This is a genomic window from Spirosoma daeguense, from assembly GCF_054776875.1.
In genome coordinates this window covers 143,930-169,708 of the sequence record NZ_BAAHBF010000006.1, presented here as the reverse complement: position 1 = coordinate 169,708, position 25,779 = coordinate 143,930, and the positions used below count along the sequence as shown (strand labels likewise).

Sequence of the window (25,779 nt, the reverse complement as noted above, 5' to 3'; positions counted from 1 at the left end):
TGCGTACTAAAATAGAAAATGCACTGATTTCAAGCGAAAGACAATTATATAACTACGTAGCGTAAAGAGTTGTTTAAAAAAGTTTGAAGAAAAGAATCTGCCTTATTCACTACGTATCGTTGGTACGTTTATAAAACCCATTTTCCCTGTTGTTTCGCTACCTCGATAAGACGTTGCCCATGTTCAGTCATTCGGCCTTCTAAAATCATTCGTTCGGCACGTTCGATGTTGGGTTTGCTCCATTTGCTAGTTTTGGGGTTGCGAGGACTGAACGTTAGATAATAACTTTCCGCGTCGCGTTTTTTGCACAAGCTATCAATCCAGCCAAAGCACAAAGCTTCTTCAGTGGCGTCGATCAGATTAATGCCGGGAACATTACTTTTCTTATGATAAAAGATTAGCCAGACCGATTTTTCTGTTTGGCAGTTGGCTGTGAGCCAGTTACGCCATTCATCTTGGGTTTTAGCGTAAACTGCCAGCTTCCCATCCTTCGTTTCCATTGGGCTACGTTAGTTCTCTTTTTGAAGAATAGCCAGATAATGTTTGTTCGTCATGATACCCAGAATATTGCCAAATGGGTCAATTACCGAAGCGGTCACAAAGCGTCCCTGCCCCTGACTATGATCGATAATAGGCTGATAAAGCGTGGCGCCTAATGAAATAAGCCGGTCGAGAGTAGCCTGTAAATCGTCGACATGCCAGTACGCAATCGCTCCCGCAGGTTTTTCCGTTGCTCCAGCGGGAGCGTATTTGCTATCAATCAGGCCAAGTTCGTGCTGAAAATCACCAATGCGAAACTCGGTATAACCCGGTACGTTGAAATAAGGCTCAACGCCTAGAAACTGGCTATACCATTGCTTGGCCGCTTCATGATCAGTTGCATAGAAATTTATCGTTGCCAGCCCACGTAATACGTGTGTATTTCCCATTTTGATTCTGTTTTTTTATTGATTGAGCAAAATTATTGTGTCCTAATGACAGCCCTATGTCAGGGGTATCAGACTTATTTTTTGAAGATGTCAATCGGTTATATTTTGTATCAATTTATCTGTAAGTGTATATAAATATTAAATATTTATCTTTTTTTGAGAAAATACATTCCTCAATGTGGGGTAAAATATCAAAACTTTGTCTTAGAATCACCACATTTCATAGTGAACTATAAATCAGTAGGAGTATAGTTCTATAAATATCAATTTGATTGAGGATATATAAACCAAGATCGGTACGCTCACTTAGGAGTAAATAAACACGAGCATTGAATTTCTTTTTAGTACAAAAGCTTTTTGCATCCGTAACAATGGTACATGAAGAGGAAGGAAGAGATAGGTTTTCTTATAAAAATGAGTCTATTGGCATCTCAAGAAAGCTGATAGAAGCTAAAGTATTTTCTGACGAATATTTTATCAAAAATTGCTTTACTAATTCTCCAAAAGAAGGCTTTGAACTCCTTTTTAGAAAATACTATACAAACTTATGTAATCATGCTATTCGATATGTATACTCAAAAGATATTGCAGAAGATATAGTTGCAGAAGTGTTCACAAATTTTTGGAATTACAAAATTCACGAAACAATAACAACTTCATTTAGATCATATTTATACATTTCTGTGAAGAACAGAGCAAATAATTATATAAAATCAGAGCTAAATCGTAATACAAATTTTGATAATTCTGCAATAGAAGTTCAACATAATAATATTGATCCAGTATTAAGGCCAGATGAAATTACCCATTTTCATGAGTTAAGTCAGAAACTTGATCTTGCCATACAACATCTTCCACAACAAGCAAGACGCGCTTTTCAATTAAATAGGTTGGAAGGGAAAAAATATAGTGAAGTTGCTTCTGAAATGCAACTTACTGTAAGCTCTGTTGAACGACTTATTAGTAGAGCTTTATCAAAAGTCCGAGAGGAATTGAAATCACAGTATATATTAACTATTATTTTATTCTACACTTTTTGCTAATAGAAATAAGGTCTGAATAAATACCAACGACATGAAACCTGTCTTAACGAAGAAAATAATATTTGATTATATTGATGGAAAAGCCACATCAATTCAGCGAAAATTTATTGAAGAATGGCTCGAAGATTCGAAAAATAAAGAACTATATTTTCAATATTTAGATGAATGGGAACAGAACCACCCACAATATATTTTTAATATTGAGGATGGTTTAGAAAAAGTATATAAAAATATTGAAAATCCATCTAATGAAATAAAAGAAAGTGAGCTTAACTCGAAAAGAAATAATTTATTCTTCTATTTACAGTGGGCTGCCGCTGCCGCTATTTTTCTTACATTCGCCTGGTTAGGATGGTCTCGTTTTAACAAACCTTCTTTTGTTACTTATGGAGAGCTTGTAAAAAATACCAAAGCTCAAACCGGTGAAATTTATGAAAAAGAAAATTTAACAGCTAAGCCTATACTTATTAATCTGCCAGATAAAAGCTCAGTTATTTTACAGCCTAAAAGTAAAATCTGTTATTCGCCCAAGAGTTACAACAAAACAAAACGCGAGATAATATTAGCCGGAGAGGCCTTTTTTGAAGTACAGAAAAATTCAAAAATTCCTTTTTTTGTTTATGCTAATGAATTAATAACCAAAGTGTTAGGTACTAGCTTTTCTATAAAAACCCAGCCTGCAAAGTCTGAGATAGAGGTTGTAGTGAAAACAGGTAAAGTTGCTGTTTTTTTACAATATGACCGAAAGAAAAATCAAAAGCTAGAAAGTAACACGTTGGATGGATATATTTTAAAACCCAATGAGAAAGTAAAAATCAATCGAAATAATTATAAAATCGATAAGCCTACCCATGTTGATCAGTCAAAGCTTACGCTTCCTATTCAGCGACTCTCATTTAATTTTGATGATACACCAGCTATTGACGTATTTAAAGATTTAGAAAAAGCATATAATATTCAAATCGTTTACAATAAAGAAAAGCTTGCTCATTGTAAACTAACCGCACATCTATCAGACGAACCTCTTGCCGAAAAAATAGAGTTAATCTGCACAGCTTTAGAAGCAACGTATAGGAAAACGGATAATCAAATTACGTTAATATCCAACGGGTGTAGATAAATTAAATGCATTTGGTTAATCAGCCATTTTGCATTCGGGTTCTGTTATTTTTTAGAATAATAAATTATTCCTACTCTCCAATCAACCACAAAACAGAAATCTATGGATAACCCACTACGTATCTTTAGAATGAATAGTAAATTTTTACAAATACTATTCACACAACTTGCTCTATCAATACTGTTTTTTAGCATGGCAATAGCTCATGGGGTATATGCGCAGGAGCTGTTGAATAAGCGAATCAGTTTGAAAGTTGAAAATAGATCAATAAAACAGGTTTTAAGCGAAATTGAAAAGTCGGCTGAGATTCGATTTATATATAGCTCAAGCCTTATTCGCTCTGAGCGAAAAATAACCCTTGCCCTTGATAATTCAACATTGGGAGAGGTCTTGGATAATCTATTAAAGCCATTACGATTGGAATATAAAGTCCTTGGCAAACAGATTGTTTTGAATCGGGTAGAGTTGAAAACAAGTTTAATTCAAACGGTAGCCCCAGATTTAGCGATAGAAAGCCCAGTTGATATGCCCGTTAAAGGTACTGTAAAAGATGATAAAGGCGAACCAATAATTGGGGCTAGTGTCATCATAAAAGGACTAAACAAAGGGACAACGACAGATGTTGATGGCAAGTTTTTACTTTCTGTCGATAATCAAAGTGCCGAGTTAATTTTTAGCTTTATTGGTTATGAATCTCAGAGTATTTCGATTGGAAACAGAACAATATTTGACATCGTTTTAAAGACCGATTTAAAACAGTTAGAAGAAATTGTTGTGGTCGGCTACGGTGAAATAAAAAAATCAGATTTAACGGGTGCTGTCGCTTCAATTCAATCAAAAGATATTACCCGAGCGAACCCAGTTGTAGCCGCCCGAGCGATTCAGGGTCAGGTAGCCGGGGCCACCGTTACGAAGTCGAGTAATAAACCAGGTGCGGGTTATAGCATCACCATTCGGGGAGAAAACACGATCAATAACTCAACTGAACCATTGGTTGTCATTGATGGATTAATTGGCGGAGATCTTAACAACCTTAATCCGAATGATATCCAAACAATGGATGTGCTGAAAGATGCCTCTTCAACAGCCATTTATGGAGCGCGTGGTGCCAATGGCGTTGTGATCGTCACCACGAAGAAAGGGCTTTCGGGGAAGCCAAGGGTGAGCTATGACGGCTACGTGGGTATGAAAACCCCAGCGCATCTCCCACGATTAATGAATGCTCAGGAATTTTATAAAGCTACGTATACCGACAGAGTTCTCGAGGGGGCTACAGGTGCTACGTTTACGGCTGCTGAGCTGGACATGATCAAAAGTGGTAAATCGACCGATTGGGTAGGTCTGATTACGCAACAAGCCCTGCAAATGAGCCACAATTTGAGCGTATCGGGCGGTAGTGAAAAAACAACGTATCGATTTTCGGGCGGGTATTTAAACGAAAACGGAAATGTGCTTGCAACCGGGTTTAAGCGATATAACTTAAATGCAGGTTTAGATAGCAAGTTGGGGAGTCGTTTTAAAGTCGGCTTCACATCTTATTTGACCTATAGCAATCAGGATGTAGGCTCTCAGGAGTCGTTACGGGGAGCTTATCGGTCTCGGCCAACGGGGGTACCCTATTATAAAGACATTGCTAATCCGTCTGAGAATGGGGACATAAATGTTGATGGACTTGCTTTCTGGATGGGCATTAACGACAAGCAGGTACCCAACCCGTTGGCCGATGTTGATCCCAATAATTCGAAGCTTCAAACAACCGTGATGACCGCTTTGGGTAATGCTTACGCCGAGGTTTCATTACTCAAGGGATTAACCTTTCGCTCGTCACTTTCTGCATCGTATAGCGCTACCAAAATTGGTGATTTCAGAGGCCAATGGACGAAATCCCAGATTGGGTCCAAGCCAAGAGCCCAGTATGATAACAGAACAATGGGCAATTATACGATTGATAATATCATGAATTATAATCTGGATTTAGGAAAGCACAAAATCATGGTAACGGGCTTGCAAAGTGCCTTTTACCAACGTAATGAAACCTATACGATAGCCGCCAAAGACTTACCGTATGCATCCGATTGGCACGCGCTGGCAACAGGAACGATTACGTCGTATGCCAGTACCCTTACCGAACGCTCGCTTCTTTCCTTCATGGGCCGGGTTAATTATGGCTATAACGACAAATATTTATTAACCCTAACAGGCCGTTCCGACGCCGCTTCACAATTAGCGGAAGGTAACAAATGGGCATTTTTTCCGTCGGTGGCACTGGCCTGGCGGATGGGAGACGAACCATTCATTAGTAATTTAAATGTATTCTCTAACCTCAAAATGCGCCTTAGCTATGGGCAGGTAGGGAATTCAACCGTCAATCCATACAGTACGCAAGCGACATTGCTCAATACAGGTTACGATTTCGATGGCACCGCTGCTTATGGATTTGCGCCTGCTACGTTGGCAAACAAAGATTTGCGCTGGGAACGTAGTAAAGAATTTAATCTGGGTATCGATTTTGGATTCTTCCAGAACCGAATTGCGGCCTCACTCGAGTTATATAACCGAAAAACGGTTGACCTGATCTTGAATCAAAAAATTCCGACTGTTACCGGGTTCAATCAGGTGGTAGCTAATGTGGGAACTATTGAAAATAAAGGGATTGAGCTAACCCTGAATACAGTCAATATCGCGAAAGAGGATTTTAGCTGGAATAGTACGTTTGCTTTCACGCTGAATAGAAATAAACTTCTCTCGTTATACGGTGATGGTCAAACGGTTGATAAAGGGAACAAGCTTTTTGTTGGCTCCCCTATCCGCTCAAACTTCGATTATCAGTTTGCGGGCATCTGGCAAACTGCTGACAAAGAGTTAGCGACAAAATACAAACAGGAACCCGGTTCGGTACGTGTCGTTGATCAGAACAATGATGGACAGATTTCATCGACCGATGCCATCGACGATCGGGTTGTTTTAGGTACGCAACTACCGAACTGGATTTTGGGGATTACGAACCGTTTCAGATACAAAAATCTGGATTTCTCGTTCTTTACCTACTACCGAAACGGAGTTCAGTACAACAACAGCACGCTATCGGGGACGTTTGGGGAAATGAACAGTGTCCGGTATAATAAGCTGGCGTCGCTCGATTACTGGCGGAGTGATAACCCCTCCAATACGTATTTTGGCGTGGTAGCGGCCAATCCGTACCGAAGTGCTATCAACTATCAGGATGCCAGCTTTTTACGGATTTCTGATATTACACTGGGCTATACCTTACCCAGAAAAGCACTTGACGTGCTGAAAATTTCAAATGCTCGTTTTTACACGCAGATTCTGAATCCGTTTGTGTTTACCAAATTCACCGGATTCGACCCTGAGTTTAATTCGGCAATTTATCAGGATGACGTACCATCGGCGGTGTATTCACTGGGCGTAAACGTCAGCTTCTAACCTCGAACCCACTCTAACAAAACCACCATGAAATCACCACGATATATACGGTTTACTACGTTCGCCGTCGCCCTGATGGGGATGGTTGTAGCAGGTTGTAAAGAGGATTTTCTGACTGAAAAGCCAGTCACTACGTTAACTACCGACGTTTATTATTCAACAGAGGCCGGTTTTGAAGACTTAGTACGTTCCTGTTATCCGTTGTTGCGAAATATCCATCAGGCTCGTACGCTTGTATTAAATGGCACGGATATTTTTTCACAGTCGGGCTTTTCTGATCCCAAATTTGCAACCCTGTCGACAAGTGCGCTGGAACATTATGACGTTCGTCTGAACGCTACGTTAGGCGATTTACAAACTCTCTGGACTTTACTGTATGCTGAAATAGCTCGTACCAATACGGTTGTTAGTCGCGCAACTGGAATCACTACAATGACTGCCGATGCCAAAGCTGTCCGGGTTTCAGAAGCTAAGTTTTTACGGGCGTTGGCTTATTTCTATCTGGTTCAACAATGGGGCGATGTGCCCATGCCGCTCAATGAAACGCTCAGTCCGAGTAAAGAGGCAAAACGGATACCATCAGCCGATATTTATAAACAGATTCTTACTGATTTAGTCGAAGCCGAAGCGAAACTCCCGGTTACGGCCAGTAATTACGGACGGGTGACCAAAGGTGCTGCTCAATTTTTGTTATCCCGCGTTTACCTAACGCGTGGCTGGAATTTCAACAACTCGCAGGGTGGATCGGCTGCCGATTTTGATCTGGCCTTACAATATGCCGATAAGATCATCGAGGCTTACCCGCTGGCAACTGCCTATAGCCAACTGTTCCCGACACGTTCGGAAAACCCGCTGAAGCAATATACTGGTGCTCAAAATGATAAGAACGCCGAAATCGTTTTTGCTGTCCAGTATAATTCCGATGTGTTGACCAACAAAACCGACGCAGCTTTTACACAGGATGCTGCCGGAGGAAACAATTTGCACTCTGTTTTTGGCGGTAGCGGTGATGGTTATCCCGGAACGAAAGGTAGAACGACGGATTACAACCGTTATCAGCCAGTTCATATAACAAATCCGGCCATGTATCGGCTGTTTGATCCGGAAAATGACTCCCGCTACGATTTGAATTTTGTAGAAGTGGGCTATGCGTTATTACCCGTTGCCGGTTTTAAACCCCTTCCAGTGGTTAATCCGAATCTCAAAATTGACATAAAAGCAGGCGATACGGTCGTGTACTTCCGTCCCTGGAACAAACCTGCTGTTACGTTAGCTGAGCGGGGCATTGATCTGGGTGGCAAAAAGAATTATTCGGTTGTGAATTTAGAAGAGTATAGCGGTGGGTATGGATTCGTAAACGGAAGCACTGTAAATATCAGCGGGTTTCCTGGCGACCAACCACTGATGTGGAAATTCTGGCAACCGGGTATTGCCTATGGCGATGCTTTTGGTACGTTCAATGAAGCTGTTTTTCGGTCGGCTGAAGCGTATTTAATTGCTGCTGAGGCCATTGTTAAAGGAGCAAAGGGCGGTAAGCTAGGAAGTGCAGACGTATACTATAACAAAGTATTGGATCGTGCATTGGTAAAAAAAGGGAGCGATCCTCAATGCGCGAAGAGTCCGGAAAATGTAAAATCGCTTGAAGCCGTTTCCTATCGCGCTACCCCGTCGAACATTACGATAGACCTGATTCTGGATGAACGAGCCCGCGAATTGATGGGTGAATATTCAAGATGGTTCGACCTGAAACGTACCGGCAAACTGGTTGAGCGAGTGAAAAAATATAATCCTTGGGCGGCCAAAAGTGCGTCAATATCGGACAAACACAATCTGCGACCAATTCCACAAAGCGAAATCGATTTATCATACCCTGCGATGCCGCAGAATCCGGGGTATTAAGGTATAGCAATTCCCCTCCCCTTGAACTAAGGGAAGGAGCCAAAAAACGGTCCAGCCTGCTCCCCTCTCCTTAGTTCAAGGAGAGGGGTAGATACGGTCGGCCGCTGCCGTGAGGTAAATTGACAACCCTATCTGACTGTTCCTCCCTACAACCTACTAGTTAAAATGAAATACTTCCTTTTCGTAATCTTTACACTGTTAACACTCAATGCTTCTGCTCAGGTTAAGTGGAAGGAACTTTTTAACGGAACCGATCTAAAAGGATGGGTGCAACTTAATGGCAAGGCTGAGTACAAGATTGTCAATAAAGCAATTGTCGGTGTTACGCAAATGGACACGCCCAATTCGTTTCTGTGCACCGAACAAACCTACAGTGATTTTGTGCTGGAGTTGGACGTGAGAGTTGATCAGGGATTAAACTCAGGCATTCAAATCAGAAGCTTAAGCGACCCTGCGATTTTGAATGGGCACGTATATGGCTATCAGGTTGAAATCGATCCGGGCGACCGAGCGTGGAGTGGGGGTATCTTTGACGAATCCCGAATGGGCTGGCTTTATCCGTTGTCGATTAATCCCAAAGGGCAGAAAGCTTTCAAAAATGGGCAATGGAACAAGTACCATATTGAAGCGATTGGCCCCCGGATAAGAACCTGGATCAACGGAATTCCCTGTGCAAATCTGCTCGATTCACAGACGGCTCGCGGGATAATTGCCCTACAGGTTCATAAAATCAAAAAAGAAGAACAGAAAGGGCTTACCGTTCAGTGGCGTAACATCCGAATTGCCACCGAAAATCTGAAAGATGCAGTATGGCAGGTTGGCGATGACATTGAGGAGGTAAACTACCTCCCAAATCAACTCTCGGATAATGAGAAACGTAAAGGCTGGCGTTTACTTTGGGACGGCAAAACATCCGCAGGCTGGCGAGTCGCCAACGGTGATGCATTTCCCAAAGAAGGCTGGGCAATTCGAGATGGCGAATTAATCGTTTTGGGTTCGAAAAAAGATAGCCTGCGCAAGGGCGGGGATATTGTTTCGGATCAGGCATTCACAAACTTCGAATTAGAACTCGATTTTAAGGTAAGCACGAAGGGCAACAGTGGGGTTAAATATTTCGTGGTTGAAGATCGAACGAAAAAGCCGGGTACTGGCGCAGGGCCTGAGTTTCAGATTCTGGACGACAAAGAGCACCCAGATGCAAAAGAGGGCGTTAACGGTAACCGTACAACGGGTTCGTTATATGACCTCATAACAGCCGAAAATATCTCAGAAGGTAAGACGGCACGACGTATGAACCCACCGGGCAAATGGAATAAATTACGCATCAAAGTAAATGGTGGTCATGTTGAACATTGGCTCAATAACCTCAAAGCGGTAGAATATGATCGGTATTCACAGATATTCCGTAACCTGGTCGCCAAAAGTAAATACAAGACGTACCCCAATTTTGCACAGGCACCGTCTGGACATATCCTGTTTCAGGATCATGGCGATGAGGTCAGTTTCAGGAGTATAAAGATTCGGGAATTTTAGTTAGGTATCTAGTTCTTTTGTCTTTTTCATTTCGACCCAAGAAAGGATTTCAACTAGACTAGCTTGAAACTTGACTTTCCTTCCTTCGGAGTGAAAAAAACTCTAATCAACGCATTCCCCACAATAATGAATAGACGGAATTTTGTAGCCCTCAGCGCAACATCTCTTTGCTTACTTCCGGCAATGGGATTTAAAAGTTTTACCAGCATAGCTCCAGCCAAACCAGCCTGGCTCCTTGATTGGATAAAAATCAACGATCAGCAATTTGGTAATTATAAGTCCATAAAAGTCACGGACCCAGCCAATAAATTTGTGGGTGGCTACGTAAACGATATGGATATGCCAAATCCGCATTCTACCAGCGGGTTTATCATGCGGGCAAGTATGCTAATCGCCTGCCAGGAATCCACTCATTATCAGTCGAAAGAGCTGGTGAAAGAAGTAGAAGATGCGACTCGGGCTTTGCTTAAGATGCAGCACGAAGATGGTACGATTGATTTGCTGGATACCAATTTCCATTCAACGCCCGATACAGCTTTTCTGTTAGAGAATATCGTTCCGGCCTATAAATTTCTGAAGCAAGCCAATGTTAAGGGGGCCGAAACAACGCTTGCTTTACTAACGACATTTTTAAAGAAAGCGGGCAATGCACTTAGCGTAGGTGGTATTCATACGCCAAATCATCGTTGGGTTGTATCTGCTGCATTGGCCAAATTAAACGAAGTTTTCCCTGATCCTCGGTACATCACCCGTATCGATCAATGGCTGGCCGAACACATTGATTTAGATCCTGATGGACAGTTCAATGAAAAGAGCACGAATACCTATTCTCCTATTGTCGATCGGTCATTGATTATCATGGCTCGGAGTTTGAAAAAGCCGGAGCTGTTTGAGCCAGTTCGCCAAAATCTGATGATGACGCTGTACTACGTTCACCCGAACGGTGAGGTCGTAACAGAGGCATCGAATCGGCAGGACAAGGGTACCATTGGTAACATGGCCAGGTATTACTATTGTTACCGCTTTATGGCCCTGCTCGATAAAAACGGCGAAATGGCGGCCATGTGTCGGTTAATCGAAAAGACATGCCCCAAAGAGCAATTGGCGGGTTATCTCGATTATTTTCTGGAAGACCCAACCCTCTGGAACGAACTTCCGGCCAGTAAGCCTTTACCGACCAACTATGCCAAAGCGTTTCCATACTCAGGCGTAGTACGTATCCGACGGGATAACTGGGACGCTACGTTGTTATCAAACAATGCCAGTTGGCTTACTTTTCATAAAGGAAATGCCGTTTTGCAGGGCATGCGTGTAGTAGCTTCCTTTTTCGGCAAAGGCCAGTTTCAAACCGAAAAAATTGAGCAGCAGGGTAATTCCTGGGTGATGCGCAAATCGTTGGATGGACCTTATTATCAACCGATCGCTAAAGATCAGATAGATCCCAAGGGCGATTGGGACAAAATGATTCGGGCAAATCGTCCACAAAGTGAGGTACAAAAGCTCGAAACGACCGTAAAGGTTACGGAGGAATCGAAGGGTTTGAAAATTGACATCGACATCTCCGGAACAGAGGGCGTCCCGGTAGCTTTAGAACTCATTTTTCGTCCCGGCGGTACGCTGGCGGGTGTTAAAAAACACCCAAAGAAGGATAACGCTTACCTTTTAGGGAGCGAATCAGGTTCGTATACCGTTGGGGCAGATAGTATCCAGTTTGGGCCCGGAAAATCCGAACATACGGGCGTGCAATTACGGGGGGGCTTACCCACGATGGATGCACCAAGCGTGTACATAACAGGCTATACACCCTTCCATCATCTAATTACTTTATCGTAATTGATAATTGATTGGCTAAAGAATCGAACTCAGCATGTCTAACTTTTCATCGGTTGCCCTTTTACTGTTGATTATTGCCGGCGCCGGACGTAACAGTTCCTTCGCTCAACAAAAGGCCAGGCAACCCGTTGATTTGGTAAATCCGCTTGTCGATGCGGCCAATTCGCGCTGGTTCTTTTTCAACTCGGCTAGTCGGCCATTCGGCATGGTCAATTTGAGTCCTGATAATGCGATTGATGCCGACTGGAATGCGGGTTATCGGTATGCCAAAGACAGCATCAAATGTTTCAGCCATGTTCACGGCTGGCAGCTTTCGGGTATTCCGGTACTCCCCACAACTGGTGATTTTAAAGGCCATTTAGGATCAAATCAATACGGTTCCCGATTTTCACATACCAAAGAAGTAATCAAAGCGGGATACCATAAAGTTGTTCTAGATGCTTACGACATAACGGCGGAATTGACCTCGACTACCCGCGCTGGTTTTCATAAATACACTTTCCCAAAGTCGGAGCAAAGCCATATTTTGTTTGATTTCGCCACTTTTTTAGGACCATCCGACACCGAAAAAGGTCATGTGAAAAAGGTTAGTAATCAGGAGTTGGAAGGCTATGCGATTATGGCGCCAACAGTACGTCGGCCCAAAACACTGACAGTCTATTTCGTTGCTACGTTCGATAAGCCGTTCGAGTCATTCAAAGGTTGGCGCAAAGGAAAACTGGAAGAACTGACTAATGAAATTGAGGGAGAACGTATCGGCGCGTATGTTAGCTTCAAAACCAAGACGGGTGAAGTACGGAAGATGAAAGTAGCCATTTCGTACGTCAGTGCGGAACAGGCACGGCTCAATCTCCAAACCGAATTGCCGCATTGGGATTTCGAACGTACCGTTCAGGAAAGCCGAACAGATTGGAACAAGTGGTTAAGTCGTATAGAAGTAGAAGGCGGTAACGAAACCGAGCGTAGTCGTTTTTATACAGACCTGTGGCACGCGTTACAAGGACGACGTATAGTGTCGGACGTTAACGGGAAATATTCCGATATGACGGGGCCTACACAACGTATTGGCCAGATACCGCTGGATGCGAACGGAAAACCCAAATACACACATCATAATTCGGATTCTTTCTGGGGAGCACAATGGACGATCAACACACTCTGGCATTTGGTTTATCCTGAAGTCACGGAGTCGTTCGTCAATTCGATGGTCATGATGTATCAGGATGGTGGGCTTATTCCTCGTGGTCCGGCGGGTGGCAACTATACATACGTAATGACTGGTGCAGCTACAACTCCCTTCATTGTGAGTGCTTATCTCAAAGGAATTAAAGGCTTCGACGTAGCGAAAGCGTACGAAGGCTTGCGGAAAAACCATTTTCCCGGCGGGATGATGAGCAAGGCGGGTTATGAACATACTACGTTCAAGGGTGGTGGTATCGAATACTATATTGATCGGGGATACGTACCACACCCATTGAGCAAAACCAAATACGGCTTTCATCAGGACGGCTCCACGCAAACGCTAGAGTATGCGTATCAGGATTTTACACTAGCGCAGATGGCCAAACAGTTGGGCAAGACAGATGATTATGCGCTATTTATGAAGCGAGCCGAGAACTACAAAAACATCTGGAACCCCGAAATAGGCTGGATGTGGAACCGAACGCTGGATGGAAAATGGGCCGAACCTGTCGATATTTTACGGTACGATAACGGTTGGGAAGAAGGCAATGCCGCTCAGTTTACGTGGTTTGTGCCGCATGATATACAAGGCTTAATCAACTTAATGGGTGGTCGTGAAGCGTTCACATCCAAACTAAATGGTTCGCTGGAGAAAGCGCAACAGCATGATTTCGTTTCGGGTAAATCGCACGATAAAGAGACGCTGGAAGAATTAAGGCGCGTGTACATCAACTACGGCAATCAGCCAAGTATTCAAACGGCCTTTTTGTTCAACTATTCTGGAGCCCCCTGGCTCACGCAATATTGGTCGCGGCAAGTAATTGAGAAAGTATACAGCGGTATTTCGCCACAGTTCGGTTATAGTGGTGACGAAGATCAGGGATTGATGGGAAGCTTAGCAGTACTGATGAAAACGGGTATTTTCTCGACCAACGGTGGCACAACAGCGAAGCCATTTTATGAAATCAGCAGCCCGATTTTTAACAAAATCACTATTCATCTAAATCCCGCTTATTACAAAGGGAAGCAATTGGTGATCGACGCGAAAAACAACTCGGCTCAAAATCTGTACATCCAATCGGCTCAATTGAACGGTAAAGACTTTAACCAACCATGGATGGCACATGAAACGGTTATTAACGGCGGCACGCTAACCCTACAGATGGGTGACAAGCCAAACAAATCATGGGGGAGCAAACCAGAACAAGCCCCCGAGTCCATGTCATCGAAGTAGCAGGACAGATACTATCCCGACTTTTGTTGATCCCGAATCGTGGTAAAACTACATGTTAGGTGAATAGAAAAGCTAACTAGCTGCTGATTCGAAATAGAGGAAAAGACATTGATATCTTTACTGGTTCATTAAAATTCGAAATCCGGCATCAAGGAGTTGTATTACGTCGGATATTTCTGGGAAAGCAACCTAACGTCAGTCAGCAGTATGACTAAGAAACGATCAATTAAACGAGTACTTGCCTCATTAGTAACATTTTCCGTATTCATGGCGGGCTTTAGGCTAATCGCTTATGAAGCTCCCGGAATTTCGCTCGAAGATTACAAGATTGAAGATGGTTTTCAATTGAAATTAATTGCTTCTGAGTCGTTGTTAAAAGCTCCTGTCAGCATGGATTTCGACAATAAGGGGCGAATGTGGGTGGTTGAAATGATCAATTACATGCCCAATCTGGAAGGAATTGGCGAAGAAGAACCTACAGGCCGGATTTCAATACTGGAAGATGTAAATAAAGATGGCGTGGCCGACCGTGCCAAGGTGTTTTTAGATAAGCTCGTTTTGCCCAGAGGATTAGCGCATGTATACGGCGGATTGTTATATGTCGATGGCCCTAAACTTTGGTTCGTCGAAATAAAAAACGACAAGCCGGGTAAAAAAACGCTGGTTGACCCGATTTATGCCGAAGGTGGAAATGTAGAGCACTCATCGAATGGACTGATGATGAACATCGACAACTGGATTTATAACGCCAATTATAATTTCAGGTATCAGTTGAAAAATGGCAAATGGCTGAAAGAACCCACCTCGCCAAGAGGCCAATGGGGGATAACGAGAGATAACTTTGGACGGCTCTATTACAACAATAACTCGGTCAACTTACAGGGCGATTATGTATTGCCGAACAAAATCATCAATAATAAATACTTTAAACCAACAATCGCAGAGAATAAACGATTCGCCAGTAATCGAGTATATCCAATCCACCAAACTTCTGTAAATCGTGGGTATCAGAATGGAATTCTGGACGAAAAAGGGTATTTAATAAACGTTACGGCTGCCTGTGGGCCATTAGTTTACCGAGGAGGGATTTTTCCGGAAGCCTACAATCAAAATGCGTTTGTCTGTGTTCCCGAAGCCAATCTGATCAAGCGAAACGTACTGCATTTAAACGGTATTCAAACAACCGCCACTCAGGCAATAGAGGGCAAAGAATTTCTGGCATCTACCGATGAAGGTTTTCGCCCGGTCAATTTGTTTACCGGTCCCGATGGTGCCATGTACATAGTCGATATGCACCGTGGAATTATCCAGCACAAGGCCTACATTTCGCAATACCTTACCGAACAGCTTGCGCTTAAAAGACTGGACACCCTACAAAATGCTGGGCGTATTTTAAAGGTAACCAGTAAATCCATAAAGCCCCATGCAGTACCCGACTTATCGAAAGCTTCGAGTGCGCAGCTCGTGGCATTGCTGAGTCATTCAAACGGTTGGGTAAGAGATCGTTCTCAACAACTGCTGATTCAAAAGAAAGATCTTTCGGTTGTTGGTCAACTCACAAAACTGACAAGACTAAACAATTCATTTTCGACTGCAATTCACTCACTTTATGTGCTAGACGGGTTAAATCGCCTTTCATTTGAAAGCCTAAGCGATCTGGCCAGTCTAGCAAAAAATCCGGAAACCATTGCCCATGCACTTGGCCTGTTAGAGCGATTTGCCACACCGCTACGTGTTGACAAAATGAAAGCGTTAAGCACGCAACTGCTAGCGCAGAACAATGAAACGATAGACCTTTATCTGTCGATGTCATTAAATTCCTGGCTCAACGTATCGGATGCTACGTTCCTGCCCATTCTGGCCGAAATAGATAAAAAATACGCGAGTCAGGGCATTTTTCAGGAGGCTATTACAAGTGGTCTTGGCGGTAAAGAAGACACGTATCTGGCTTCGATGAATCCAACCGATCAACTGAAAAAGAACTTAACGCTGGCCGTAAGTAATCGACAGAAAAAAGAGATGAATCCTATTTATTTAGCTGAGAAAATCAGAGTTGATCCGCGTACAAAAGGGCTAAAACTTTTCAGAAGCATTTGTGCTACGTGTCATGGTGCCGACGGGAAAGGTATTCAGGATTTAGCCCCCCCGCTCAAGGGTTCTGAATACATCGATGGATCAATGAAACGACTGGCTGCCATTATTTTACACGGTGTAAGTGGACCAATTCATGTGAACGGAAAGCTATATCAATTGAATAACGAGATGCCCGCATTACTCAATAACAAGGATATCAGCGATCAGGATATTGCCGATATAATTCGATTTACCCAGAACGCATTTGCCAAAGTCGGGAAAGGGATTTCTGCCGAAGATGTAAAAAAAATGCGGGAGAAAAAGCCTGCTGGAAATGGCATTTTCACGGAGAAGCAACTGCTCGAGAGTGATTTTGATAACTAATTAATCTGCTTTTGAGGTCGATTATCAGTAACCGACGCTACGTTCAATAATTAATATCATGCGTATCTTTCTCGTCCTTTGCATTATTGTCTGCTCCTTGACTAAAAGCATTGTTTTAGGGCAATCAAGCGAGAAGAGCGATGCTGTTTATGTTAAAAAATACACGTACAAAACGCTTACTACGTACCAAAAAAAGTTGTTCGAAGACTTTCTAGCGAATGAACTTCCAGATGGCCAAAAAGTAGCTGATATCTTAACCAATCATACCAGTCTGAGAAACAAAACCCGTTTGGCAGAGGCTCTTTTGTTTCGTAATAAGCCGGGTGATAAAGAAAATGCAGCGGAGATTTTGACGTGGATTCTAAAAAATCAGTATCGTGACGAGAATACGAAGATTTACGGGATATGGAAAACGTCTATCGAAGACGACAAGTTTGATCAGAACTGGCGGGAGTTCATCGGTTGCGATCTAATCATTATTCGTCAGAAATATAGCCTGTTACTACCCACCGATCTTCTGAAAGAACTGGAAGTTGGTTTGGTTCATGCCGCTCGTGGTGCTCTGAAACGAAACGTTGCTCCTGACTACACAAACATCTCGATTATGAGTTCATTCCTGATGGACTACGTCGGTACTGAGTTCAAAATAGGCGAGTTAAAAACAGCAGGTTTACAAAAAGCACGCGCCATTTTCAAGCTTTATCAATCGCACAAAACCTTCAGTGAATACAACTCGCCAACGTATTACGGCGTTACGCTGATTGCCATTGCCTTCTGGCGTGAACTGGCTTTTTCTCCTGAAATGAAGCAAATGGGCCAAACGCTTGAGCGGGAATTCTGGCGCGAGGCAGCAACCTTCTATAATCACAACCTCAAAAATATGCCTGGCCCTTATTTTCGAGGTTATGGCATGGACATGCAGAAGTATTTTTCGATCATGGGCATCTGGATTGCCATTGCCGTAGATAACGAAAAACAAGCACCGATGCCTGCGATGTCTCAAGGACCTAAATATGGGGAGATGAGCAACATTGCTCCTATTTTCAATCTGGGTCTTTCTATTCCAAAAGCAGATTTAGCGGCTCTCAAGCGGTTTTCATCTCCTCGATTTATTAGCCGAACGGTGCCTAACAACTATGTAGGTGACAGCCTCAAGCAAGTCACAACTACGATGTATAACGACTGGATGATGGGTGGTGTCTGGGGCAACCGACGCGTATGGAATCAGTTCAAAACGGGCACAATCCACTGGATAACGACCAACGGTGATGTGGCATGGCTGTTGGTGCCCGGCGATGGAAAGAACAATGTGAAGGTGAGCAAAACGACGATGAGCCTTTATAAAGCCGATCCAAATGCCAAAACAGTTGAGTTATATATATGCGCTAAAAATGCCGTAGCTGATTCGTTCACGAACAATCAATGGACGTTGCCATCAATGACAATGACCATAAACACTACGTTGATACGTACCCTTACAGAGAAAATAGATTCGTCAATTTTTGAAAAAGACTGGGCTGTTTCGGAGTCCTGCCCCAATGTTATAAAAGTCGTTTACGACATTCCATCCTCCTGGGATATCGTGAATCCATTATTGGAAATCACGCCTAAAAAGTAAGGCTCGTTTTTCAACTCATTTCTATGAAAACCTAGTGCCTAGGTAAATAAGATGGCTAGAAATTGGCTCCTTTTACTATTCTCCATTTTTGCCGACGTAGCAAAAAGTCAACAGCTAACTACACCACCCATCAAGTTGCGGTGTGATTTGTTAGTACACACGAATGTTGTCAGTAAAAATGGAGTAGTAGTAAATACAACACCGGAGTCAGCCAGCCAGCAACCGCAGCAATACCAGTTTGCGACGATTACCAGTAAACAACCGACGTTTAGCTGGGAGGTCGACACTCTAATCAAAGGAGTTTCCACTTATCGTGTTTTAGTGGCTTCATCAGAGCAGGCACTAAAGAATAATAAAGCTGATTATTGGAATTCCAATAACGTAAAATCAACGCAGAACAGGGCGATTTACGAAGGTAAACCGCTGGAAATCGGTAAGGTCTATTATTGGAAAGTTCAGGTCTGGAACGAGAAAGGAGTACAACTTCCCTTCTCACAAACAGCCTCGTTTTACTATGGTGAGCCAAACCCATCGGAGCTTTTTGCACATTATCCACTCACTACTGACAAGCAAAATCCGATCGATGTAAAAAAGACAGAATCAGGTGCTTACTTTTTTGATTTTGGGAAAGCCGCACTTGCTCAATTAACGTTACGTCTTACAAGCGAGGTTGCTGATACAGTATGGGTTGAGGTAGGCGAAGCCATAGAGAAACCATACGCGATTCACAAAAATCCAGGACGTAACATCCGCTACCTTAAAACGCCGTTACTCATTCAAAAAGGCACGCACGCGTACGCGATTCAATGGCCGATCGACGCCAAACGTAATAGCCGGAATCCGATTCTAATGCCCGATTATATTGGTGAAGTGTACCCCTTTCGCTACGTATCAATTACAGGATATACCGGTAAGATTGACAAAGAATTGGTGCAACGACAAATGGTTTATTATCCATTCGATGAACAGGCTTCGAGCTTTACGTCGAGCGATACGATTTTGAATCAGGTATGGGATTTGTGCAAATATTCGATCAAAGCAACCAGTTTTACCGGTTACTACGTAGACGGAGATAGAGAACGAATTCCCTACGAAGCGGATGCGCTCATCAACCAGTTGTCGCACTATGCCGTTGATGCTGAATATAGTATGGCCCGTCGTACAATGACATACTTGCTCTACCATCCGACCTGGCCAACCGAATGGAGTCTGCAAAACGTACTTATTGCCTGGAATGATTATCTGTATACAGGTGATGACCGACTGATTAATACGTACTATCCTGAATTACAGAAGAAAATGCTTATGCCTCTGGCAGGCGAAAATGGCTTAATCAGCACCAGAACCAACAAGCAGACCGATGATTTTTTGAACTCCATCCACATAACTAAGCCGTTCGACGGACGGCGAGGTCTCCATGATAATGTCGACTGGCCCCAAACCGGCAATTATATTGGCCCCGAAAAGGAATATAAAGGCGAAACAGATGGCTTCGTCTATCGACCTTACAACGCCGTTGTCAACGCATATTATTACCAAAATTTGGTCTTGATGCAAAAGATTGCTCATGCCTTAAACAAACCCGATGATGCAGCCTTCTATTCTAGAAAATCCCGTGAGGTATACGACTCATTTCGAGTCATGTTCAGAGACCCCGAAACACGCCTGATTCACGACGGAGATAGCACAAATCATTGCTCGCTCCACGCCAACATGTTTGCTTTAGCGTTTGGACTAGTTCCTGCGGAAGATATCGACGTAGTAACGCAATTCATTAAAAGTCGAGGAATGGCATGTAGCGTATATGGCGCTCAGTTTTTACTGGATGCCCTATACGATTCTGGCATGAGTGATTACGCCCTGTCACTCCTGACTGCTACAACACAACGTAGCTGGTACAACATGATTCGTACTGGATCGACTATCACCCTTGAAGCCTGGGACAAAGTGTATAAGCCTAATCTGGACCTAAATCACGCATGGGGGGCCGCTCCAGCGAATGTAATTGTCAGGAAATTAATGGGAGTTGAACCGCTTACGCCCGGTTTTGAGAAATTACGGATTAAACCTCAACCCGGAAATCTAACCTATGCGAGTTTAAAAACACCAACTGTAAAAGGTAACGTAGTAGTGACTTTTTCGACGAATAATTCTCAGGCGATACTGGACGTAGTAATCCCCGGTGGCATCACTGCCGATGTCTATATGCCCAATCCATTGGGTCGGCGAAATTTATCTTTAGATGGAAAATCTATCAAAAATGAGCTGGAGGATGACTATCTACTGCTACGAAATGTGCCTTCAGGAGAACATACGATACGCTTGAATTGATCATCCGTCAGTAAAAAATATCCCCTAAACAAACAATCCTTATACCTTACTAAACATGGTCAGATTCATTAAATTAGGTATTGTCGGGCTTATAATTGGCACCGGAATTCTTTGCCTAAGCATGGCAAACCAGAAGCAGCAAGCGCCTAACATTATCTATATTCTGGCAGATGATCTAGGCTATGGCGATTTGTCTGCCTATAACCCAACAGGTCAAATTTCTACGCCTAACATTGATAAACTGGCTGCACAAGGTATGCGCTTTACCGATGCCCATTCACCCTCTTCGGTCTGTACACCAACCCGATATTCGATCCTGACAGGCCGTTATCCTTGGCGAAGCCGTTTGCCGGTAGGCGTTTTACGTGGCTATAGCCGCACGTTAATCGAAGCCAATCGAGTGACCGTAGCTTCTTTCTTGAAAAGTAATGGATACCAAACTGGGGTTATTGGTAAATGGCATTTAGGGTTGGATTGGGAGCTAAAAAAGGGGAATGAAAAATTGCTTGAATCCGCAAATTATGGGATAAAAAACGAAATGGATACCGCCGTTATCGACTTTTTGAGAAAGCCCGTTCAAGGCCCAAATACCGTTGGATTTGACTATTCTTATATTCTTCCCGCTTCGCTCGATATGCCACCTTATTGCTATCTTGAGAACCAGAAGCTGACCGAATTACCAACGGCCTACACCGATGGCAATAAACTGCAAACAGGGTATACAGGGCCATTCTGGCGGGCAGGAAAAATGTCGCCTTCCTTCGATTTTTATGGAGTTTTACCCACGTTTATTACCAAAGCCACCGATTTCCTGAAACAACAAACCAGTAAGAAACCATTCTTTCTTTACTTACCCTTAGCGGCACCACATACTCCTTGGGTACCTTCCAAAAACTATAAGGGCAAATCAAAAGTGGGGGAGTACGGTGATTTTGTGCAACAGGTAGATGCCGCCGTTGGCGAAGTACTACAGACGCTGGAACAATCGGGACTAGCCGATAATACCATTGTGCTGTTTGCCAGTGATAATGGCCCTTATTGGCGCGAAAATTTTGTGAAGCAATTCAATCACAAAGCCGCTGGGAATTTCCGGGGTATGAAAGGAGACGCCTTTGAGGGGGGGCACCGTATACCACTTATCATTCGCTGGCCAGGTAAAGTGAAAGCTGGCGCGGTAAGTAACGCTACCACCACTTTAGCCAATTTACTAGCAACTTGTAAAGAAATTCTTGGCAACAAAACCCCAAATTCAGAAGATAGCTATAGTATTCTGCCAGTACTACTGGGGAAAGCAAAACAGGTATCCAATCAGCTAGCCGTTGTTCATAGTTCATCTATCGGCTATTTTGCCATTCGTCAAGGAGATTGGAAACTCATAGAGGGTTTAGGGTCGGGTGGTTTCACTGAGCCGAGAGATGTGAAACCTCTGGCGGGAGAACCTGCTGGTCAGTTATATAACCTGGCCACTGATCAGCTCGAAACGACTAACTTATACCAGCAAAAACCGGAAAAGGTAAAGGAGCTAACAGCTCTTTTAGAACAGATCAAGCAAAATAAAACGAAATAATGCAACTTTAATGTTAATCCATAATTCGTATTATTAATGCCAATTGTTTGGCATTAAGTTACCGGAAATTGCCCGAACTCTATCTTTTCATTGCTGCGAAAAATACTCCTGCAACGTCATTTTGTGCGGTTTAAACTTTTCTGAATGAACCTGAAGCTGTTGAATACGGTCGAGTCGGAAAAGTCGGAATTCGCTACGTAAACGACACCATGCCAGTAAGAGCCAGTTACCTTGTGTACTCAGTAATGCAAATGGTTCTACGTATCTGACGGTAGTTTCGGTAGTGTCCTGCTTTTGATAATCGATTTTGGCTAGATTAAAATTAGTCAGTGCGAGCTGTAAACTAGCCAGATACGTGCTTGTTACGTCGCCAGCAACGGGTTGACTGACGATCATTCGATTCGAGAGCAGTTCTACATTATCTTTAGCGGTGGTTTTTAAAACCGCTTTTATCTTTTCAACTGCACCGGAAAATTCTCTGACAAACGACGTATCGTTATTGGTCGATACTACTTTTTCGGCTGTAATAAGTGCGTTAGCTTCGCTTTCGGTAAATGAGACAGGTGGTAATCGATAGCCATCCATTAGGTAATATCCTTTACCTTCTTCGGTCAGAATCGGTACGCCCGATTGTTCTAAAGCCCTTATATCCCGATAAATTGTGCGGACACTTACGTTAAATTTGCTGGCGAGCGAGGGAGCTGTGGTTAGCCTTTTGGTTTGAAGTTGGGTAAGAATTGCCGTTAGTCGCGAAAGTCGGTTCGGTTCGTTGTCATTCATTGAATTAAAGTCGCTTCTTGATTAGCTCTTCAGGGCCAATTGATTCAATGGGTGGTGGTCCGGCAGGATAAGAACGATACGTTGAGTTGGAAATGCGGGTGGGGTATGGTTTGAACGTAAGCCAACGTAGTGGCCATTTACGCAGCCACAATGCTCCATTCGTTAACCCGACAAACCAGCTCGGTGGACGCTGGTAACCAAAAGCGATACGTAGTTTTTCGGGGATCAGGGCGGCAAAAGTGGGTTGAACTAAACCGTGAAGAAAGCCGGGAAACCACCCCTTCACAATCTTCACCGTAGCATCCGCCACCTTACGATTGCTCTCTGTAAAGCGGAAGAAACGCTTTTCGTAATCGGCTGTAAACGCTTCTAAATCTGCTACGTTGTCGGGAAGATTGCTGAGATTCATTCGCTTGCCAACTTCCCGAAAAAAGTAAAATATGGCCAGTTCTTCGGAGGGGGCCAGTTTTCGCCAGCCATAGCGATTGATCCAGTCAATGGGGTAGAAAACGAACGTAGCGAGTACAAACAGAAAGTCAGTATTGTCGATATGATAATGACCGTGAATCCGGTTCATGTGCGCAATAGCCCGCTGCCCGTTCTCACTATCATATCCCGACTCCATAAATTCCCCAATCAGCAGGCTGGTATCATCGTATCGTTTCTGACCATGATGTTCAAATTCACCCGTTCGGGCTAGCAATCCCGAAACCCGAGGACTCGCATAGGTGTGAAATAAGGCCAGCTCAAGCGCACGAGTCATGTCGAATGGGAATTCATAAGCCGTGAGCAGGTGTACGATACGTTGGTGATCGCGAAGTGGGTCGAGCTGTTGCAGTTCTCGCCTAACAGCCGGATTGCGGAACAGGCCAAGTTGTTTCCTGTAGGTGGCATTCATAAGATAATGAATAATGTAAAATGGATAATGCAAAATGAAGAATATGCGTCAGCAGTCAAGCCCAGTCTACATTATCCATTCTACATGCTTCATTAGTTAAACAGCGGGTAATTTCCAGCCGTTGTGATAGTGGGCAGCCATTAGCGCGTTGGCTTGTGTATCGTTTTTGAAGCCTTTTGCAGTAGCGTCCCAGTACACTTTTCGTCCGGTTTTATAAGCAATATTGCCCATGTGAGCATTAATAGCGGCAATACTGCCAGTTTCTATTCCACATTTAAGAATACTAGCATCGTTAGACTTAATGGCCTGCACAAAATTTTTCGTGTGTTCGCCCAGATAATCGCCATTGCGAACCTGTTTAGGAATGTCTTCTACTTTATAAACTTTTATACCATTCTTGGTTTCTGTTTCGGGTAGTAGTTCCCAGCCATCCCGGTTCAACACTAACGTAGCGTTATTACCAATAAAAGCAATTCCTTCAGTACGTCCGTAATTGCCGCCATCGATACCCGTTGCATGTTCCCAGAGCATATTGAAGCCCTCGTATTCATAAACGGCCTGCAACGTATCGGGCGTTTCTGAAGCATCATCGGGATAAGCGAGTTTGCCACCGGAAGCCATTACGGATTTGGGAGCTTTCGCATTCATGGCGTAAAGTGCAATGTCGATTTCATGCACACCCCAATCGGTCATTAACCCACCAGCATAATCCCAGAACCACCGAAAATTGAAATGGAAGCGATTTGGATTAAAGGGACGTTTGGGGGCAGGACCAAGCCACATGTCGTAATCGACACCAGCGGGTGGAGCACTGTCGGGACGCACCGGAACGGGATTCATCCAGCCCTGATAAGCCCATACTTTTACCAAACGAATATTGCCTAGTTTTCCTGAACGGACGTATTCAATTGCTTTTGCGTAGTGCGAGCCACTACGTTGCCATTGCCCGATCTGAATCATTTTATTGTACTTACGGGCTGCTGCCAGCATCAGATTACATTCTTCGATGCTATTAGCCAGCGGTTTTTCGCAGTAGACATGTTTACCCGCTGATAATGAGTCGATCATGGCCATACAATGCCAGTGATCGGGGGTGCCGATGATAACCGCATCGATGTCCTTATTTTCCAGCATTTTTCGATAATCCTTAAATAACTGGGGCTTTTTATGCTGCATTGTATCGACGTCGGCGGCACGTTTATCCAGTACACTCTGGTCAACATCGGCAAGGGCTACGCATTCTACGTCGCTCATCTGTAAGTGGGAGCGAAGATCCGACCAGCCCATGCCATTACAGCCAATAACGCCAAGTTGTAGTTTGTCATTTGCTGATACGTGTTTTCGCTCACTGGCGATAGCTTCGAGCGATGGTAGGCTTATCAGGCCCGCTCCAGAAGCGGTTAGGGCTGAGTTACGCAAAAAATGTCTGCGTGAAGTTTTCATTCAATTATCGGGGTTTAGAGAAAAAGGGTAGGTGGTTTATCGATATGTAAAAGCATTTATAATCGCTTCCCTAATCACCGATTATTACGTATCAACACGGGCTTGGTTAAAATGACATACTAGTTTATTTCTTATTGGTGAGTATTATAAACAAAAAAGCCCCAATGGGGCTTCGGTTGTGCAAAAAGTAACAAAATCTTAGCCTCTAGTACGGCTGTCTTTTTGTTTTACATTGCTGTTATCAGTAGTAGATACTTTGGCAAGCTGTGGCTGTGAACCTTCGCCAGCAATAACTTTGGTTTCAACGGTTGACTGTTGCGCATTCAGAAACGGTAACGTGATGCCAACCTTATCACCGGCCAGTTTGTAGAAACAAACCAATAAAGAGAAGGCGAATGAAATGCCCAGAACAATACCTAATATCTTTTGCATAGCTGTCTTTGTTATCAATCTATACTTTAGACTTTC

At 43.5% G+C, this 25,779-nt stretch carries 17 protein-coding genes; 11 read left to right on the top strand and 6 right to left on the bottom strand.

The window, feature by feature from the left end:
* Nucleotides 1–128: 128 nt before the first annotated feature.
* Both ACYVD4_RS20045 and ACYVD4_RS20040 read right to left on the bottom strand, forming a co-directional pair.
* A complete protein-coding gene (locus tag ACYVD4_RS20045) occupies nucleotides 129–500 on the bottom strand; it encodes a YdeI/OmpD-associated family protein (protein ID WP_460948748.1) in 372 nt (123 codons plus the stop codon).
* A 9-nt stretch (nucleotides 501–509) separates the two neighbouring features.
* Entirely contained in the window at nucleotides 510–929 is a 420-nt protein-coding gene (locus tag ACYVD4_RS20040) for a VOC family protein (RefSeq protein ID WP_460948746.1), read from the bottom strand.
* 329 nt (nucleotides 930–1,258) lie between these two features.
* Between ACYVD4_RS20040 and ACYVD4_RS20035 the strand changes: the two genes are divergently transcribed.
* The 11 genes from ACYVD4_RS20035 to ACYVD4_RS19985 all read left to right on the top strand — a co-directional run bounded on the left by ACYVD4_RS20035 (nucleotide 1,259) and on the right by ACYVD4_RS19985 (nucleotide 22,190).
* On the top strand, nucleotides 1,259–1,972 hold the full coding sequence (locus tag ACYVD4_RS20035; RefSeq protein ID WP_460948744.1) for an RNA polymerase sigma-70 factor: 714 nt from the start codon (nucleotides 1,259–1,261) through the stop codon (nucleotides 1,970–1,972).
* Nucleotides 1,973–2,003: 31 nt separating this feature from the next.
* Nucleotides 2,004–3,092 (top strand): FecR family protein, encoded by a 1,089-nt coding sequence (locus tag ACYVD4_RS20030; RefSeq protein ID WP_460948742.1) that lies wholly within the window; start codon nucleotides 2,004–2,006, stop codon nucleotides 3,090–3,092.
* Nucleotides 3,093–3,284: 192 nt separating this feature from the next.
* Nucleotides 3,285–6,536, top strand: a complete 3,252-nt coding sequence (locus ACYVD4_RS20025) for a TonB-dependent receptor (protein ID WP_460948741.1) — start codon at nucleotides 3,285–3,287, stop codon at nucleotides 6,534–6,536.
* Nucleotides 6,537–6,563: 27 nt separating this feature from the next.
* Nucleotides 6,564–8,435: a RagB/SusD family nutrient uptake outer membrane protein gene (locus ACYVD4_RS20020; protein ID WP_460948740.1), complete on the top strand. Its 1,872-nt coding sequence runs from the start codon at nucleotides 6,564–6,566 to the stop codon at nucleotides 8,433–8,435.
* Nucleotides 8,436–8,600: 165 nt separating this feature from the next.
* Complete coding sequence (locus ACYVD4_RS20015; protein ID WP_460948739.1) at nucleotides 8,601–9,968, top strand: 3-keto-disaccharide hydrolase; 1,368 nt, start codon at nucleotides 8,601–8,603, stop codon at nucleotides 9,966–9,968.
* A gap of 126 nt (nucleotides 9,969–10,094) precedes the next feature.
* Nucleotides 10,095–11,801, top strand: coding sequence for a hypothetical protein (locus ACYVD4_RS20010; protein ID WP_460948737.1), 1,707 nt, complete (start codon nucleotides 10,095–10,097; stop codon nucleotides 11,799–11,801).
* Between the two features lie 34 nt (nucleotides 11,802–11,835).
* Nucleotides 11,836–14,217 carry a GH92 family glycosyl hydrolase gene (locus tag ACYVD4_RS20005; RefSeq protein ID WP_460948736.1) on the top strand — a complete coding sequence of 794 codons (2,382 nt, stop codon included), beginning with the start codon at nucleotides 11,836–11,838 and terminating at the stop codon, nucleotides 14,215–14,217.
* 207 nt (nucleotides 14,218–14,424) lie between these two features.
* Complete coding sequence (locus ACYVD4_RS20000) at nucleotides 14,425–16,674, top strand: DUF7133 domain-containing protein (RefSeq protein ID WP_460948735.1); 2,250 nt, start codon at nucleotides 14,425–14,427, stop codon at nucleotides 16,672–16,674.
* A 58-nt stretch (nucleotides 16,675–16,732) separates the two neighbouring features.
* Nucleotides 16,733–18,292, top strand: coding sequence for a hypothetical protein (locus ACYVD4_RS19995; protein ID WP_460948733.1), 1,560 nt, complete (start codon nucleotides 16,733–16,735; stop codon nucleotides 18,290–18,292).
* A 51-nt stretch (nucleotides 18,293–18,343) separates the two neighbouring features.
* Nucleotides 18,344–20,623 carry an alpha-L-rhamnosidase-related protein gene (locus ACYVD4_RS19990; protein ID WP_460948732.1) on the top strand — a complete coding sequence of 760 codons (2,280 nt, stop codon included), beginning with the start codon at nucleotides 18,344–18,346 and terminating at the stop codon, nucleotides 20,621–20,623.
* Nucleotides 20,624–20,678: 55 nt separating this feature from the next.
* Nucleotides 20,679–22,190, top strand: a complete 1,512-nt coding sequence (locus tag ACYVD4_RS19985; RefSeq protein WP_460948731.1) for a sulfatase family protein — start codon at nucleotides 20,679–20,681, stop codon at nucleotides 22,188–22,190.
* Nucleotides 22,191–22,277: 87 nt separating this feature from the next.
* On the opposite strand, the gene ACYVD4_RS19980 is transcribed toward ACYVD4_RS19985, so the two are convergent.
* The 4 genes from ACYVD4_RS19980 to ACYVD4_RS19965 all read right to left on the bottom strand — a co-directional run bounded on the left by ACYVD4_RS19980 (nucleotide 22,278) and on the right by ACYVD4_RS19965 (nucleotide 25,743).
* Nucleotides 22,278–22,970: a helix-turn-helix transcriptional regulator gene (locus tag ACYVD4_RS19980; RefSeq protein ID WP_460948730.1), complete on the bottom strand. Its 693-nt coding sequence runs from the start codon at nucleotides 22,968–22,970 to the stop codon at nucleotides 22,278–22,280.
* Nucleotides 22,971–22,974: 4 nt separating this feature from the next.
* A complete protein-coding gene (locus tag ACYVD4_RS19975; RefSeq protein WP_460948729.1) occupies nucleotides 22,975–23,868 on the bottom strand; it encodes an oxygenase MpaB family protein in 894 nt (297 codons plus the stop codon).
* Nucleotides 23,869–23,964: 96 nt separating this feature from the next.
* Nucleotides 23,965–25,311, bottom strand: coding sequence for a Gfo/Idh/MocA family protein (locus ACYVD4_RS19970; protein WP_460948728.1), 1,347 nt, complete (start codon nucleotides 25,309–25,311; stop codon nucleotides 23,965–23,967).
* Nucleotides 25,312–25,509: 198 nt separating this feature from the next.
* Entirely contained in the window at nucleotides 25,510–25,743 is a 234-nt protein-coding gene (locus ACYVD4_RS19965) for a hypothetical protein (RefSeq protein WP_460948726.1), read from the bottom strand.
* Nucleotides 25,744–25,779 lie beyond the last annotated feature (36 nt).

Coding starts and splice junctions, on each gene's coding strand:
- ACYVD4_RS20005 (WP_460948736.1), top strand. CDS start 11,836: ATGTCTAACTTTTCATCGGTTGCCCTTTTACTGTTGATTATTGCCGGC.
- ACYVD4_RS20000 (WP_460948735.1), top strand. CDS start 14,425: ATGACTAAGAAACGATCAATTAAACGAGTACTTGCCTCATTAGTAACA.
- ACYVD4_RS20040 (WP_460948746.1), bottom strand. CDS start 929: ATGGGAAATACACACGTATTACGTGGGCTGGCAACGATAAATTTCTAT.
- ACYVD4_RS19970 (WP_460948728.1), bottom strand. CDS start 25,311: ATGAAAACTTCACGCAGACATTTTTTGCGTAACTCAGCCCTAACCGCT.
- ACYVD4_RS19975 (WP_460948729.1), bottom strand. CDS start 23,868: ATGAATGCCACCTACAGGAAACAACTTGGCCTGTTCCGCAATCCGGCT.
- ACYVD4_RS19995 (WP_460948733.1), top strand. CDS start 16,733: ATGCGTATCTTTCTCGTCCTTTGCATTATTGTCTGCTCCTTGACTAAA.
- ACYVD4_RS20015 (WP_460948739.1), top strand. CDS start 8,601: ATGAAATACTTCCTTTTCGTAATCTTTACACTGTTAACACTCAATGCT.
- ACYVD4_RS19985 (WP_460948731.1), top strand. CDS start 20,679: ATGGTCAGATTCATTAAATTAGGTATTGTCGGGCTTATAATTGGCACC.
- ACYVD4_RS20025 (WP_460948741.1), top strand. CDS start 3,285: ATGGCAATAGCTCATGGGGTATATGCGCAGGAGCTGTTGAATAAGCGA.
- ACYVD4_RS20020 (WP_460948740.1), top strand. CDS start 6,564: ATGAAATCACCACGATATATACGGTTTACTACGTTCGCCGTCGCCCTG.
- ACYVD4_RS19990 (WP_460948732.1), top strand. CDS start 18,344: ATGGCTAGAAATTGGCTCCTTTTACTATTCTCCATTTTTGCCGACGTA.
- ACYVD4_RS20045 (WP_460948748.1), bottom strand. CDS start 500: ATGGAAACGAAGGATGGGAAGCTGGCAGTTTACGCTAAAACCCAAGAT.
- ACYVD4_RS19965 (WP_460948726.1), bottom strand. CDS start 25,743: ATGCAAAAGATATTAGGTATTGTTCTGGGCATTTCATTCGCCTTCTCT.
- ACYVD4_RS19980 (WP_460948730.1), bottom strand. CDS start 22,970: ATGAATGACAACGAACCGAACCGACTTTCGCGACTAACGGCAATTCTT.
- ACYVD4_RS20010 (WP_460948737.1), top strand. CDS start 10,095: ATGAATAGACGGAATTTTGTAGCCCTCAGCGCAACATCTCTTTGCTTA.
- ACYVD4_RS20030 (WP_460948742.1), top strand. CDS start 2,004: ATGAAACCTGTCTTAACGAAGAAAATAATATTTGATTATATTGATGGA.